18 protein-coding genes are annotated in these 12,981 nt (G+C 38.0%); all 18 read right to left on the reverse strand.

The window, feature by feature from the left end:
* Positions 1-131: 131 nt before the first annotated feature.
* The 18 genes from T357_RS20895 to T357_RS0112640 all read right to left on the reverse strand — a co-directional run bounded on the left by T357_RS20895 (position 132) and on the right by T357_RS0112640 (position 12,897).
* Positions 132-1,727, reverse strand: a complete 1,596-nt coding sequence (locus T357_RS20895; RefSeq protein ID WP_044916073.1) for a transposase — start codon at positions 1,725-1,727, stop codon at positions 132-134.
* An 85-nt stretch (positions 1,728-1,812) separates the two neighbouring features.
* Positions 1,813-2,283, reverse strand: coding sequence for a hypothetical protein (locus T357_RS0112560; protein WP_031553182.1), 471 nt, complete (start codon positions 2,281-2,283; stop codon positions 1,813-1,815).
* A 154-nt stretch (positions 2,284-2,437) separates the two neighbouring features.
* Positions 2,438-2,617 (reverse strand): hypothetical protein, encoded by a 180-nt coding sequence (locus T357_RS21465; protein ID WP_031553184.1) that lies wholly within the window; start codon positions 2,615-2,617, stop codon positions 2,438-2,440.
* Between the two features lie 54 nt (positions 2,618-2,671).
* Entirely contained in the window at positions 2,672-3,043 is a 372-nt protein-coding gene (locus T357_RS0112570) for a helix-turn-helix domain-containing protein (protein ID WP_044916923.1), read from the reverse strand.
* Between the two features lie 105 nt (positions 3,044-3,148).
* Complete coding sequence (locus T357_RS0112575; protein WP_031553188.1) at positions 3,149-3,337, reverse strand: hypothetical protein; 189 nt, start codon at positions 3,335-3,337, stop codon at positions 3,149-3,151.
* Between the two features lie 11 nt (positions 3,338-3,348).
* The gene (locus tag T357_RS0112580; protein WP_031553190.1) at positions 3,349-3,969 is read right to left on the reverse strand and encodes a hypothetical protein; all 621 of its coding nucleotides are present in this window, start codon (positions 3,967-3,969) and stop codon (positions 3,349-3,351) included.
* 641 nt (positions 3,970-4,610) lie between these two features.
* On the reverse strand, positions 4,611-4,913 hold the full coding sequence (locus tag T357_RS0112585; RefSeq protein ID WP_031553193.1) for a HigA family addiction module antitoxin: 303 nt from the start codon (positions 4,911-4,913) through the stop codon (positions 4,611-4,613).
* A gap of 13 nt (positions 4,914-4,926) precedes the next feature.
* Complete coding sequence (locus T357_RS0112590; protein ID WP_029201218.1) at positions 4,927-5,208, reverse strand: type II toxin-antitoxin system RelE/ParE family toxin; 282 nt, start codon at positions 5,206-5,208, stop codon at positions 4,927-4,929.
* An 89-nt stretch (positions 5,209-5,297) separates the two neighbouring features.
* Positions 5,298-5,540, reverse strand: coding sequence for a hypothetical protein (locus T357_RS0112595; RefSeq protein ID WP_031553196.1), 243 nt, complete (start codon positions 5,538-5,540; stop codon positions 5,298-5,300).
* Positions 5,541-5,545: 5 nt separating this feature from the next.
* On the reverse strand, positions 5,546-7,252 hold the full coding sequence (locus tag T357_RS0112600) for an IS1634 family transposase (RefSeq protein ID WP_031553199.1): 1,707 nt from the start codon (positions 7,250-7,252) through the stop codon (positions 5,546-5,548).
* Between the two features lie 144 nt (positions 7,253-7,396).
* The gene (locus tag T357_RS0112605; protein ID WP_031553202.1) at positions 7,397-7,612 is read right to left on the reverse strand and encodes a hypothetical protein; all 216 of its coding nucleotides are present in this window, start codon (positions 7,610-7,612) and stop codon (positions 7,397-7,399) included.
* Between the two features lie 5 nt (positions 7,613-7,617).
* A complete protein-coding gene (locus T357_RS0112610; protein ID WP_031553205.1) occupies positions 7,618-8,160 on the reverse strand; it encodes a hypothetical protein in 543 nt (180 codons plus the stop codon).
* Positions 8,150-8,605, reverse strand: a complete 456-nt coding sequence (locus T357_RS0112615; RefSeq protein ID WP_031553208.1) for a hypothetical protein — start codon at positions 8,603-8,605, stop codon at positions 8,150-8,152. The genes T357_RS0112610 and T357_RS0112615 overlap by 11 nt, the downstream gene beginning before the upstream one ends.
* 334 nt (positions 8,606-8,939) lie before the next feature.
* Positions 8,940-9,677 (reverse strand): hypothetical protein, encoded by a 738-nt coding sequence (locus T357_RS0112620; RefSeq protein WP_155991426.1) that lies wholly within the window; start codon positions 9,675-9,677, stop codon positions 8,940-8,942.
* Between the two features lie 158 nt (positions 9,678-9,835).
* Positions 9,836-10,684 carry a sugar transferase gene (locus T357_RS0112625; protein ID WP_081828164.1) on the reverse strand — a complete coding sequence of 283 codons (849 nt, stop codon included), beginning with the start codon at positions 10,682-10,684 and terminating at the stop codon, positions 9,836-9,838.
* Between the two features lie 58 nt (positions 10,685-10,742).
* The gene (locus tag T357_RS0112630; protein WP_044916925.1) at positions 10,743-11,090 is read right to left on the reverse strand and encodes a VOC family protein; all 348 of its coding nucleotides are present in this window, start codon (positions 11,088-11,090) and stop codon (positions 10,743-10,745) included.
* 348 nt (positions 11,091-11,438) lie between these two features.
* The gene (locus T357_RS0112635; protein ID WP_031553220.1) at positions 11,439-12,293 is read right to left on the reverse strand and encodes a macro domain-containing protein; all 855 of its coding nucleotides are present in this window, start codon (positions 12,291-12,293) and stop codon (positions 11,439-11,441) included.
* The gene (locus T357_RS0112640) at positions 12,286-12,897 is read right to left on the reverse strand and encodes a hypothetical protein (RefSeq protein WP_031553223.1); all 612 of its coding nucleotides are present in this window, start codon (positions 12,895-12,897) and stop codon (positions 12,286-12,288) included. The genes T357_RS0112635 and T357_RS0112640 overlap by 8 nt, the downstream gene beginning before the upstream one ends.
* Between the last annotated feature and the right edge of the window lie 84 nt (positions 12,898-12,981).

Genomic DNA, 12,981 nt, shown 5'->3' on the forward strand with positions numbered 1-12,981 from the left:
TATGATGTGAGGGTCAAAAGTCCATTTTTGTGAGCAATTGACACTCAGTTATATACATTTGAACCTTGTCAACTGAATAAAACTATGAAAATCCGAGTTATGGGCTTAGGAGTAAGAGAGATTAGCCCCTATCACAGGGCAAATCCTCTGCATAATTCCTTGCCATCCATAAATCTTCTGAGTTTTTGGAAGTTTAAGGCCGCAACTTTAAAGCCGAAGAACAGTTTTGTTCTCAGCTTCCCACGTACTGGCATTGTATCCACAAGATATTTATTTCGAATGACCGATGGAACTGTTTCAACTCCGTTTCTTATCCGGCCTATCATTTTTCGAGTTTCTGGATCAAGTTCGGAGTTACGCTTTTCTGCTCTGATTGTTTTCATGGGCAGAAGCAGACTGGCAACTCTTTTACCGAGACTTGGATTACACTCTTTCTGATGAGGACATCCGTTGCAATGACAACTTGGAAGTGAAATCCTGAGTTGATCCCGGGATTCATAATAAGTGCTGTTTACTTCATGTCCTTCCGGGCATGTGAAGACAGTTTTATAATCCTCACTCATTTCGAACTTGCCAATAATCTTTTTCGGTTTTTGACCCATAAGTCCTGTTGAAAGTACTGATATGTTCTTTGTTTCAGCTAATGTACGGATCTCTTCACTGTTATATGCTCCGTCAACGATTATTGCTTCGTGTTCATTTGTAACAGGTTGTTTCTCAAGGTGCTCCTTGATGAAATCCTGATCACTGTGAATGTTTACGTCATAATCATAATCAGTGACAACAGAGCCATTGGCATTTACAGTTTCAACAATGTTTGCTACGTATCCGCGATGCTCTTTGCCGGCTTTGGAGCGATATGTTGCATCCGGATCTGACGGGTTCTGAAGAACCGAAGATCCCATACCATCGCCCTTGCTTTTAGGAATGGTATTTCCATTTTCATCTTTTTTGCACTGTTCCGAAATAGCACGAACCAGTAGCTGATAATCGGTAGTTTCTCCATAGTCCTCCTCACAAAGAGGAAGGAGTTTTGCTGCATCATCGATAACCTTTTGAAGTCTTTCGCTTTGTGGTATATCCTGTTTATAGTAGACAACCTGATTACGATTGTTAGGGTCGAGGTACTCTTCAAAACCTTTCACAAGATCATGTGCACCGTCTCTGTCGATAGTGCAAACGAGATTTGAAACGCAGGTATATATCAGTTCCAAACGGCTCATATGCTTGATGTTGGATTCAATCATCATGCTGTCCATGCGTTTGATCATCGGACTTATATCCATGAACTTACGGATCTGCTCAGCCAGGTCAGTTATGCAGGTATGGATAAGATCTTCACCGGTTACAAGTTCGTACTCATAGACTCTTTGACGGAATCTGCTGAAGCTTCGATCACTGATTGGCTGGTTTTCAAAACTTGTTGTATGGAGTGCATACTGATATCTGAAATCGCACTCACATTCTTCGAGTATCTCGTCATCTGTAAGACCATTAAGTTCTTTCAGAATCAGGCATCCAACTATTACGTTGATCGGTGCATTTGGACGGGAATTGGAGTTCTGACTGTATAACGGTGCAAAAATCATCTCATCAATTTTTGTGAAGATGTAATCCGAAAAGGGTTTAGCCCATGACTTGTTAAGTATCTGCAGCTTGCGCTGAGAAAGAAATCCAAGGGAATCAAAAAGTGATAACTGCTGACAATCATTTCTAACAAAAGACATAGGAATAACCTCAAATAGATAAAATTTATTTGCTTCTATTTTACAGCATAACCACTGATATACATAGTTTTATTCGTAGCAAAGTTCATTGTGGGAATACTTTTGACACCCACATCTTACTATGATATTCCAAAAGGTATTTTGAATATTCTTCACTGGAATAGTTATTCTTTCTAGCTACATTATCAACTGCTCTTTTCCAAATCCTGTATCTCATTTCGTTCAATTCATTGTTCCTATCTTGTTCGCTGTCTATTCTCTTTATGTCAGCATATATCATAGCAAACAAAATGAAGGTTAGTACTAAATACATAGCCAAAAAATATGTATTATATCGTGGAAAAAATATGCCTAGCTGTGAAACAATTATTATCAACGCTACCAACACTGACAAAATCCATACATAATATCTGTATATGAAATTTTTATTAATTCTATTCAATCGTATTATTTCACTTCTTTTCTTCTTAAAGTTCTCTAATTCGACTGAATAATCCTTTTTATACTGTTTTACAATGTCACAGAACATCTTATTAATTTGTCTTTTTTTACACATCTAAACTACCTGGCCTCCATAATGACATAGAGTTTATTTTCAACACACTGAATAATATATATACAATAGAGTCAGCCTCTCATATATTCACAATATATCATACTGCACCGTTTTCTGCGCGCAAGGGGTATCTACTATATCCCTGTTCTATATGTCACACAGTCACCAGCTCTATCTCTCTCCCATACCTCTCTCCGCTTTCAATCGTGGAACTTGTGCCGCTGTTTCTGCCAACATCTATTATATAGAGCTTAAACAAAACTGTTCTCCTGTTTCCTCTGCTCATCACATGGTAGGATGCCCCCGGATACCATAATCTCTTCTTTCTGCTCATATTTCTCCTACTTTACGGATTATGATTGCAAAAAACTTTGGTTTTATCATCAAATCACTGTTTTCCCTCTTTTTTCTCTTTCATCATCCTTGACATAGCCTGAGCATAACCCAGTATTCTGGCCTGCATTTCGGCATCACACGAATTATAAGTGGAAATTAATTCTCCCGCTTCTGTACGTCTATCGACTGCAATGATCGAAGCCGGATTACTCCTTGTCCCATTCACTTCAATACCACTCAAAAGCCATTCCGGGGTCACATTAAGGACCTTACATATTACAAGGATCTTATCTGATGTCGGGTTTGTCTTTTTCTTCTTCCAGTCACTAACTGTTGTCTCTGGAATACCGGTCTTATTGGCAAAATCCTTCTGGGTCATATTCATCTCAGTAATTTTTTGAAAAATTCTGTCTCTTATATTCATTTTCGTTTTCCAATCTTTACATCATAGCCACTTGACCATTCCTATATATGTCAGACTCCTGCGTTATGTTTTATATTGTCTCATATGACCTCCGTGGAACGTAGCTTATGTTGTCCCGTTAAGTCTTTCAGCTTTCTTTTTAGCAGCTTCATCCAACAATGGCTTAAGTCTCCTTTTGGCATCGTCTCTTACTTTCCTTTGGCGACTTATTCTTTTTCGTTTCTCTGCCACCCATTCAACTGCTACTTCTAAATCCTTAGGGTCATCACTGAGCTTGAATTCCTTTTCACTCATATTTCCGCCTCCTATCGGTCTTCAAAAATGAGTCCGCACTCATGACAGTGAGCCAGAAAATCATCTGTAATCTTTTGTCTATGTTTAAGATCATCTTTTTTCAAGAACTCCCTGCCAGCTTTTTCAAACATTTCTGCTGCCTTGTCCCAATCAAATTTACCAGTTTTTACAACATAGTTTATGCTACCCATATTAGTAACAACAACTATCATTTTAATAGTTTCATATTTTAAAAGATAGGAAATATCCTGCAATGATATCTTTGATAGGTTTGGATGATTATGTATCAAGACCAACACGCAATCTTTCGCCGTTCTCAGCAGATGAAAAATATCTGTATCTGACTCAGGTGAAACGGAATGCTCATCGCCAAAAGCAACTGCCAAGTACTCTCCATCCTTATCCCTTAATTCTATTCCGTCTAAACTGTATGCAAATACTACCTCATTACAATCATTTTCATTTCTAGCTGTTTCAAGAACCATCCTAGCGATTTCTTGTAAAGATTCAAAGTGTTCTGCAGGTATCTCTCTGTATTGAATATATGGTACCTTTGAGATTGCAATGTCTGTTATCTCAATTTTATGATCTCTTTTATTTGCCTCAAGATCATATAGTTCATCACTTCCCATATCTAATTTACTCCTTAATTTGAATCCGGGCAATGTTATCTCGAATCAAGGTTTGGTGTACATCACTTATTGTCATAAAATCACTACGCCAAACCGCATGATAACCAAATGGCTCCACATTCTCATTTATATTTATACTATTTTACGGATTCTATTCCAAAACAAAAAAATGTCAATAGTCAGAACAAAAGTTTATAAAATTTTTATGGTGACAGGCACCAATGGTAATTTGAATCCGGGCAATGTTATCTCGAATCAAGGTTTGGTGTACATCACTTATTGTCATAAAATCACTACGCCAAACCGCATGATAACCAAATGGCTCCACATTCTCATTTATATTTATACTATTTTACGGATTCTATTCCAAAACAAAAAAATGTCAATAGTCAGAACAAAAGTTTATAAAATTTTTATGGTGACAGGCACCAATGGTTTAAACTCTACGTTTTTTTCAGTTGACGATATAATTGCAATATGATGTAAACCTGTGATCATAACACCTAACACATATTTCTTTGAAAAAATCTAAGTTCTGCTCCTTGAATCCCAGATGCTATATTTGTCTATCTTAATGTGCTGTTTTTTGCCGCACAATCGAGGAATAATATCCACCTAAAACAATCAGCAGTTATCGCCATTTATCCTTGCATCAGATTGTAGGGTCTGATTTTGGACATATCAACAATCTTGCCTGATAACTTAAGCATATCTAGATCATACTGATTTTGAATGTTCAGCCAGAACTGCGGTGTTGTTCTAAAGTACATTGCAAATCTCATAGCAGTATCTGCTGTAATTCCTCTCTTTCCAGTTATAATATCACTGATTCTTGACTGAGGAATGTGTATCTCCTTGGCAAGTCTATATGCTGTTACATTCATTGGTCCAAGAAACTCTTCCTGTAATACTTCTCCTGGTGATATAGGCTCTAAATCCATCATATAAGTCACCTCCTTAATGATAATCACCTATTTCTTGAATGATCACATTTCCATTATTCCAATAAAAACATATTCGATATTGATCATTAATTCTAATACTATACTGCCCCTCTCGATCACCTTTTAATTCTTCAAGATGATTGGACGGAGGCACTCTCAAATCATTGATACTTGCAGCCGAATGAACCATTACAAGCTTTCTCCTCGCTATCTTTTGTATGTCTTGAGGCAGTTTTGTAGAGAATTTCATATTCCATATTTTTTCGGCTTCTTTGTCATGCCATTCCGCTATCATTTGCTTCTGCTCTCCATAAGTACTTCTGCTTTGAAGATACACGTTTTAATCCATTTTGTCAATTATCTTCGTGTGAATTTCCTACCCTTTTAACTCTCCTCGTTTTCCCCATCCGTATTTTCCGTCAGGAAGGCCATTATTTCCTCAAAGCTCTTATTACTCTTAGTTATAGCGCTGAGGAGTTTCTTGTTTCGGAGCTCCTCCTGCTTTTTCATCAGATCGTCAAGGATCGCTATGTCCTTGTCCATCTTTTCTTTATCCTTAAGCACGATCAGTTTCTGTTTCTCAACTCGTTCGTCTATCGATGATTCCGGTTTCCTTCCTCGTCTCATTTTCTTTACGCCTTCTCAGAATACTTTAAACGTGCGGTGATCTCTCTGACACCGGATTTGATCTTTGCATCGTTGATTCCAAACGCCTTGAACAGGGTTTTACATGTGGTTGTTACCGCATGGTCAAGCCTATAGTTACCATCAGCCTGCCTTATCATTTCCACCTTGCTGAGTTCTCTGATTGCAGCCGGAACCGAGAAATAATTCTGCTTGCTTTCAGTTTCTATCTTGTAGTCATTCAGCATCCTATAAAGCTTGTTTCTGATGATCAGCGCCACAAACTCTATGAAGATCTTTGCATATATAGATTCCGTAGAGCGTACCCTGAAGCTATTATCCCCCAGGTAGGACTTATCCTGACGAAAAAGCTTCTCAGAAACATCTCTGCCTTTATACAATTCAATTGCTTCTTTTGCGGTCATTTTCTCTGATGTGATAATGACGAAGTATCCGCAAAGGTCTATCACCTTGTTGATCTCTTCATATTTCTCTTTGGCAAACATGAACTTTTCATCCGGTTCCCCCTTCTTGCTGTATATGAGATCAAAGTATTTCTCAAGTTCCTTTCCGAGAGGTATCTTCTCATGCTCATGCTTCTTCAAAAATGCCGCCAGTTTATCGATTTTATCCTCGAAGTTTTCTCTTTCAGCGCTTTTCTTCCGGTCGCTGTAATAAATATGGAAGTATCGGTCTTTTGTATCTGAAGCATAAAGTTTTCTCTTAACCGTGATCCCGCTCACCTGATACTCTCGGATACTGTTTTCCCTTCTGTTTTCAAACAGTCCTTTTCTTGACAGGATCAGTTCGTTTACAAACTTCTTCATTCCCTTGACCATTATCACGAACTCATATCCGCACTTGTCCATGTAATGGATGTTCTCTTCACTGAAGTATCCACGATCAAGAATGAATCCGACATTCTCATAGCCATAGCCCTTTGCCTTTTCGAGCATCACCTGAAGCTGCGCGATATCAGTGATGCTTCCCGGATAATCCTCATAGAAAAGAGGCAATGAATTATCACAGTCATAAGCTACAGCATAATTAACTATCGGCTTACCCTGGTCATCCTTTGCATGACCGAACTCCACAAGGTCAATGTCCCCGGCTTCGCAGTTCTTGTTTGTTGAATCGTAGGATATATAGATCTTCTGCCTGTGATCATGCTGCAGATTCCACTGGCTTAGAAACTCTACAGCCTGTGACTGGCTGATACCATTGATAAAATCACTCACTTTTGAATCGCTGTATATCCTCATCGCTTTGGTAAACAAAGGATGGTCAAATGCATAGTCAGGGTAATACTGATTAGCGTTGTTCTCAGCTATGATGCTATACGCGGCAAGATCCAGAAAAAGGCCGGCATCGCCCCCTATGATATCGGCCAGCATATCGTCGAGGCGATAATCCTCAGCTACCTTCTTTATAGCAAGATATGGTCCGACCTTTAATACACCGCTTCGATCGGATATGTTCTTAGTCTCAGGGATATCTGCATCCGGAAAGTACTTGAGGTAGTTTGTATTGGGATACATCATGTCGCTGTCGCGGCTCTCACATTTACCTATGGATGTCAGACTTCCAACCGTATATTTCTTCTTAGGATCATAGTGTCTCTCGTATGTGTAATAAACGTAAGTTATACCATCGATGGTTTTCTTCGAAATCCCCTTCTCGTCTTTTGGTATCGGAACAAGCTCCTTTAAGAACATATCAGCCCCCTCTATAGAGTGTTATTTAACTCTCTGTAATTCTACCACGGATTCGTCCAAAAATCCGGACTTTTTGGCGTAAATCCGTGGTTTTTTCGATATTTTTTTAGCAGCGAGTTAATTCTTCAGGAAATTCACAATCACCTACTGAGCTGTCTCCATTTCGTTTCTAATATTAGCTATATTATATAACGCAGCTTCGGCATCTTCTTTTTCAGTATATTCGCCATCCAAATAATAGCCTCTAGATATTTTAACTCTGTATCCATCTCCATATTTCTCAACAGACATATCCATATTTAAATCCAATATATCTTTAACTTTTAGCTCTCCATTTTTATTTCTTAACCCTATAAGCATTTCATTCACCCCATTAATACACGCTTATTTCTTTTAGTTTTAAATCTCTTAATCTTTGAATATTTGGTTCTAACCGGTCTGGAATCCCCACCTTCGTTTATTCTATATCTCAAAGGCACTATTAAACCATTTTGGATTTTTTGTGGGACTATAACATTTCTCGCTGTGATTCGTTTCAAATACTCCTCACAGTCGTTTCTAAATGTGTAATCATCTGCCGGAAGTTCATCTTTTGGTATTTTAACACCTTGATATACTTTATACTCAAACGTCATACCATATTTTAGTGCAAGAACAACCTCGTTTTTTTTTCGAAGTAGATCAATCAAAGATTTTTCTTCCAATATGGATTCCATCAATTCCTTCTCATCAACAGGAAAAACCAGCCACGAATTCTCATCTATGGGATTGGTGCAATGACATATATACCTTTTCATCTTAGTATCAAGGCATACAAACGTAATAGGAATACCATCATACTCAAACAAGACATATTCCATTCCTAATGGCCCATATGAATAAAAATCATCTATCCATCTATTTTTCATTTATGGTATACTCCTCGAAGCCTTTTATAGCTTCTTCTATCTGTCCCTTGTATATCCACCAATCAATATGTGTTTTATCTCTGTAGCCTTCTTTATAATCCACAGTATGAACAGCCAATCCATTCTGGGTAAATCCGACCATTATTTTTGGCGAAGGAAACATACATCTAACCTTTGCCCCCATCGATTTTATAAACCTTTCGCAAGAATCGGGAGCATCATAAACTGATGTAGAATAAGTGCCAATATCATCCTCAGGATATCTTTCATCAAACTTTTCCTTAGGATAAACATCGTGAAATTCCTCATAGGTAGATATAAGAAAAGTAGTTTCCTTAGTTCCTTTTTTATCTACTCTATAAACAGGAAAAAACTTATTTTCTGATGCAACATTGTTTATCTGTTCCTTTAACTTCTGCGGTATATAATCTTGTAGTTCTTTCATACCATATCACTTCTATACTTGTTCCTGTCATAAAAAATAGCACCTGTACATAATCATTTATATGCACCTGTCGATTTATATTACCACATGAACATTAGATGAACAATTGTTTATAAAAATTTCATGATATTCAGCACATGACTCGAGGTAATGTCAATAAAACGCTGCTCAATCACTATCCCTGCAACCATGCTGTCTACGCTTCGTTTAGCACGTTACCATACCCCACGCAAGACTCGCTTCCGATGCTGCTGCTTACAACTTATCGGGCGGACGTTTGCAATCCGCTATATGAAGCGCCCTTGGCAGGGCGCACTGACAGAGACACTCACCCCTATTGCTTCTGAATATAAGGTACCACTATAGCAATAGCAATCGGTATTATAATGCACCATATCAACTTGCTTCGCCAATCAAGCCGTTTCCGATACTGTTCAAGTTCATTTCCCCATGCAAATTCCACCGCATGATAAAAATATTTATCTAGGATGTCAATTAACCCCAATGATATTAATCCTGCCACGATAATAAAAACTATTGTCCAGCTCAATTTGAATTCATTTCCAAAAATATCTCTGTAACAATGTATCGCAACCCATGCTGACACTACAGCAGAAATTAATCTCCATATATTGAACTGGCAATGTCCTTCAGTAGCACTCTGCAAAAACTCATTTAATTCCTTTTCAAACAGCACTTGACTATCCTGATTTATAAATGAACTGAAACAATAAAACATCCCAAACCTTGCCGAATTATGAATATTCTTTAGATGTATGGTAATCTCAGTACAAGAGTCCTGTTTAGGATTACTTTCAGTATTCTCTCCCCTAAATATATTTTTAGATCTACCGTATATCTCCAATTCTTGAATACGTTTTTCTCCTGAATTGCAGTATTCTTTCAGTTCCACGAATGAATCAAATGTCACATTTGATTCATCCTTTAATTCAGCTCTATATTCGATGTTCTCACAGTAAGTTCCTACTATACTGTGCAGTTTCCCCAATCTGTCTGCAGTAATAACAAGTTGCTTATGGTACCTAATCGTTTTTTCTATTTTCATATTCAATTGTGAATAACTCACATCTATTATGCCAAACCTACAACACTTTTATTTTTGTTCCGAAAGGTGGAACCTTTCTTTCTAAACCTGAAAACAAAATTTTCATATGGCTATAGTGTTTTATAGTGCACCATTATATATGGTACTTACAAAAATATCATCTATCAACCTTTCCCCCTCTTCTTCATCTCCCCGGTTCCGCCTTCAACAACCCCATCGCTGCGGAGCACGGAGAATATCGTTCCAAAGAAACACTTCACATCAAAAGCAAACGCTCCAAACCCGCCTTTCTTCAGCTTCGCCGCATATTCTCCATCAAGCTTAGCCTTTACGGGGATCTCCAGCTCATCACGTCCGTTGATTTGAGCCCAACCGGTCAGTCCCGGTTTAATGTCGTTTGCACCCCACTTGTCACGCTCTGATGTAAGAACATCCTGATTCCAAAGTGCCGGTCTGGGTCCGATGATAGACATATTGCCAATGAATATGTCCCACACCTGAGGCAACTCATCAAGACTGTGTCGCCTTGCGAAACCGCCAACCTTAGTTATGTACTGCTCCGGGTTTTCAAGCATATGCGTCGGCACATCATGCGGAGTAGCCATCTTCATGGAACGGAATTTATGAAGCTTGAAATACTGTTTATTCTTTCCGACTCTCTTCTGAGTAAAAAATACCGGACCCGGATCATCGATCTTGATAGCAATTGCAATAATCAGATAAACCGGCGATAAAATGACCAGTCCCATAAAAGAAATGACAATATCTATCAATCTCTTAATGAATCCATCATAAAGTCCGGCCTGATAGTCAACATCTCCAACAGCTTCCAAATGTCCCATCACACCGTCAGCGTTTTCTTTGTCATTTTCATCCTCAACAAAACTAACCCTTTTGTTTTCCATAGGATTCTTCTGTTCAGGTTCATTTGCATAAACTGAATCCTTTTTCTTTGATAATAATGCAAATGCTGCAGACAAAATTATGGCTGCAGCAATAAAATATTTTTTCATATAGCTAACCACCTTTCACTATTTAGTTCTTTTGTGGTCAATTATACAATAACTTTCGTCATTCGTGAAATTCAATCGGAAGCCCATCAGGATCTTCTGTATAACAGAAATTCACTCCCAGCCAGTCCTTCTTGATAGGACCACACTTGAATTTCCTGCTCATTTCCTCACAACTATCAACTTTCAGTGCCAGATGCCGTAATCCAATTCGTTCAGGATTCACAGATCGTTCCGGATGATTGGGATCTACAAACATCTCAAGCTGCATACCGTATCCTTCTAGAAGGACGATAGTATCATATTCCCGATTTTTACGAAATATCTCCGTAAAACCAAGACGCTTATAGAACTCTACGCTCTTTTCATTTGACGATATAATCGCAATATGATGTATTCCTATAATCATAACACCTCACGCCCAGTTATTTGTGCCATCAAAGATCCACTTCTTGAATTTCCGTTAATTAATAGTCAGATAGAACTATATGCCAATGTTTCCTTCTGGAACTATCATTAATCCGACCGGCTTTACTCTTCATGAATTTAGAAACTGCGAATCAAGTTTATGCCACAAATAATCCTCCGTATGTCAACCTATAAAAGCAAAAGTTTATAAAAAATTACCGATACACGGTTCATGTTTCACTGGACTGTAGTTCATGTGAAGCTCCTTCCTGTGGTAGCCTTATACTACCACAAAAACTATTTGGCTTCACTGCCATCTAGCCTAACACACGGAGGAAATGAAAACCCTCTATTCTACACCAAATGCATTATTAAGCGAAAAACCTTCCCGCTCCTTACAGACAATGTGAAGCCTATTCGGTATCTTTAATTTCCTGTCATGAAGTCTATACGAGCTTATCATAATATCCAATAATTGCTGTTGTGTCAGATCCTTATCAAAATGGGTAATAAGTGAACCAAGTATAGGAACATAAACATCTTCTGTGCCATGGTAGCGATCTATTTCTCCCCATAACTTATCCAATGTCTTCAGGTACTCTTCGTATGTCATATCTGCCCGACCATTTTTATCCAATTTGGCAAATGCCATAAGTAGATCATCTCCATTTGGAACCAGAATCCCCGATTCATATTTCGTATTGTTATTATACTTTGACTTTCCTTTTAACGGCGTAATCCCTGCTTGCTCTATAAGAGCAGGAACATTTATATCTGGATTCTTTAATAAGTATTGGCCACATACTGAATCTGATTTTATGTCACCGGGAGCTTTACCAACAATAGTTGTAAAGCACTCATCAAAATGAATTACTCTTTTTCCCTCTGTAATTGATGTAATGTCTCCATACTCTACTACTATTTTGTAGTTCAAACCTTTGATTTCAACTTCTGTTCTATTTTTATACCAAATATTAAATAATATTTTTACTACAAGGAATATCCCACAGCAAAGTATAACCCTTCCAATTATTATGAGTGCTATATCTGACCATTCCTTACAAAACGACAAACATTTTATCTGTTTTAAGCATTTGAAGAAGCCTTCCGGTATCACCGCAATAATCAAGGTTATTGTAGCAAAAGCGTATCCACTTTCTTTCCCAAAAACAAAAGCTTTGATTCGCTGTAGTAAACTATTCATAGCCAAGTGCCTGCTTTATATAGTAGTAATCTCCAACTTTATCCCCGTTGTCATTCTGTTTCCAAAATGGGTGAGCATCATTCTCGTACTCGCTCATATACTCCGGCAACCAACTTGGCTGATTATTTAATGAATTATATACGATTATTATCGTCTTATTCTTTTTCTTGGCTTGCTTAAACTCATGCTTAAGATATGAGTATGTATTAATAATGCCCACATCATCATTTGGGCCCGGTTTTGAAGCAATTCCCTTTATCTTACAAGTTCCAGTACCTTTAGTATTTTGCTTATACGGCGTACACTCACAGTTCTCTCCTTCACGCTGACGCTTACATGAACTTCCAGCTATACGAGATGACGTTTTGTCACCAATAATAAAAATGGCCGCTGAAGATGCGTTTATTTGCCTATTAAACTCATCTTTTAAGTCGCAGGAACGACAATCCTCATCTTTTACTACGCTACCGGATACAACCTCTGCGGTATCAATATAATCTACCTTATGTTTATCGTCATTCCCCCATTTGTGTAACTCCTCTACAACATCGCGGTCCCCATCATCTTCAGAATAATCCGCACTAATATAAACTTGTTTGCTCATATGATTCTCTCCTTTTAATCGATTAACTTCTTCACTCGTCTCAAATGAGTCGTAACGATTCACGGTTGCACACCAATATCCGAT

The sequence above is a fragment of the Oribacterium sp. FC2011 genome (assembly GCF_000701645.1).
Lineage (GTDB): Bacteria > Bacillota > Clostridia > Lachnospirales > Lachnospiraceae > Oribacterium.

Excerpts from the sequence above, each read along its gene's own strand:
- T357_RS20895 (WP_044916073.1), bottom strand. The coding sequence starts at position 1,727 with ATGTCTTTTGTTAGAAATGATTGTCAGCAGTTATCACTTTTTGATTCC.
- T357_RS0112560 (WP_031553182.1), bottom strand. The coding sequence starts at position 2,283 with ATGTGTAAAAAAAGACAAATTAATAAGATGTTCTGTGACATTGTAAAA.
- T357_RS21465 (WP_031553184.1), bottom strand. The coding sequence starts at position 2,617 with ATGAGCAGAAAGAAGAGATTATGGTATCCGGGGGCATCCTACCATGTG.
- T357_RS0112570 (WP_044916923.1), bottom strand. The coding sequence starts at position 3,043 with ATGAATATAAGAGACAGAATTTTTCAAAAAATTACTGAGATGAATATG.
- T357_RS0112575 (WP_031553188.1), bottom strand. The coding sequence starts at position 3,337 with ATGAGTGAAAAGGAATTCAAGCTCAGTGATGACCCTAAGGATTTAGAA.
- T357_RS0112580 (WP_031553190.1), bottom strand. The coding sequence starts at position 3,969 with ATGGGAAGTGATGAACTATATGATCTTGAGGCAAATAAAAGAGATCAT.
- T357_RS0112585 (WP_031553193.1), bottom strand. The coding sequence starts at position 4,913 with ATGATGGATTTAGAGCCTATATCACCAGGAGAAGTATTACAGGAAGAG.
- T357_RS0112590 (WP_029201218.1), bottom strand. The coding sequence starts at position 5,208 with ATGATAGCGGAATGGCATGACAAAGAAGCCGAAAAAATATGGAATATG.
- T357_RS0112595 (WP_031553196.1), bottom strand. The coding sequence starts at position 5,540 with ATGAGACGAGGAAGGAAACCGGAATCATCGATAGACGAACGAGTTGAG.
- T357_RS0112600 (WP_031553199.1), bottom strand. The coding sequence starts at position 7,252 with ATGTTCTTAAAGGAGCTTGTTCCGATACCAAAAGACGAGAAGGGGATT.
- T357_RS0112605 (WP_031553202.1), bottom strand. The coding sequence starts at position 7,612 with ATGCTTATAGGGTTAAGAAATAAAAATGGAGAGCTAAAAGTTAAAGAT.
- T357_RS0112610 (WP_031553205.1), bottom strand. The coding sequence starts at position 8,160 with ATGAAAAATAGATGGATAGATGATTTTTATTCATATGGGCCATTAGGA.
- T357_RS0112615 (WP_031553208.1), bottom strand. The coding sequence starts at position 8,605 with ATGAAAGAACTACAAGATTATATACCGCAGAAGTTAAAGGAACAGATA.
- T357_RS0112625 (WP_081828164.1), bottom strand. The coding sequence starts at position 10,684 with ATGAAAAAATATTTTATTGCTGCAGCCATAATTTTGTCTGCAGCATTT.
- T357_RS0112630 (WP_044916925.1), bottom strand. The coding sequence starts at position 11,090 with ATGATTATAGGAATACATCATATTGCGATTATATCGTCAAATGAAAAG.
- T357_RS0112635 (WP_031553220.1), bottom strand. The coding sequence starts at position 12,293 with ATGAATAGTTTACTACAGCGAATCAAAGCTTTTGTTTTTGGGAAAGAA.
- T357_RS0112640 (WP_031553223.1), bottom strand. The coding sequence starts at position 12,897 with ATGAGCAAACAAGTTTATATTAGTGCGGATTATTCTGAAGATGATGGG.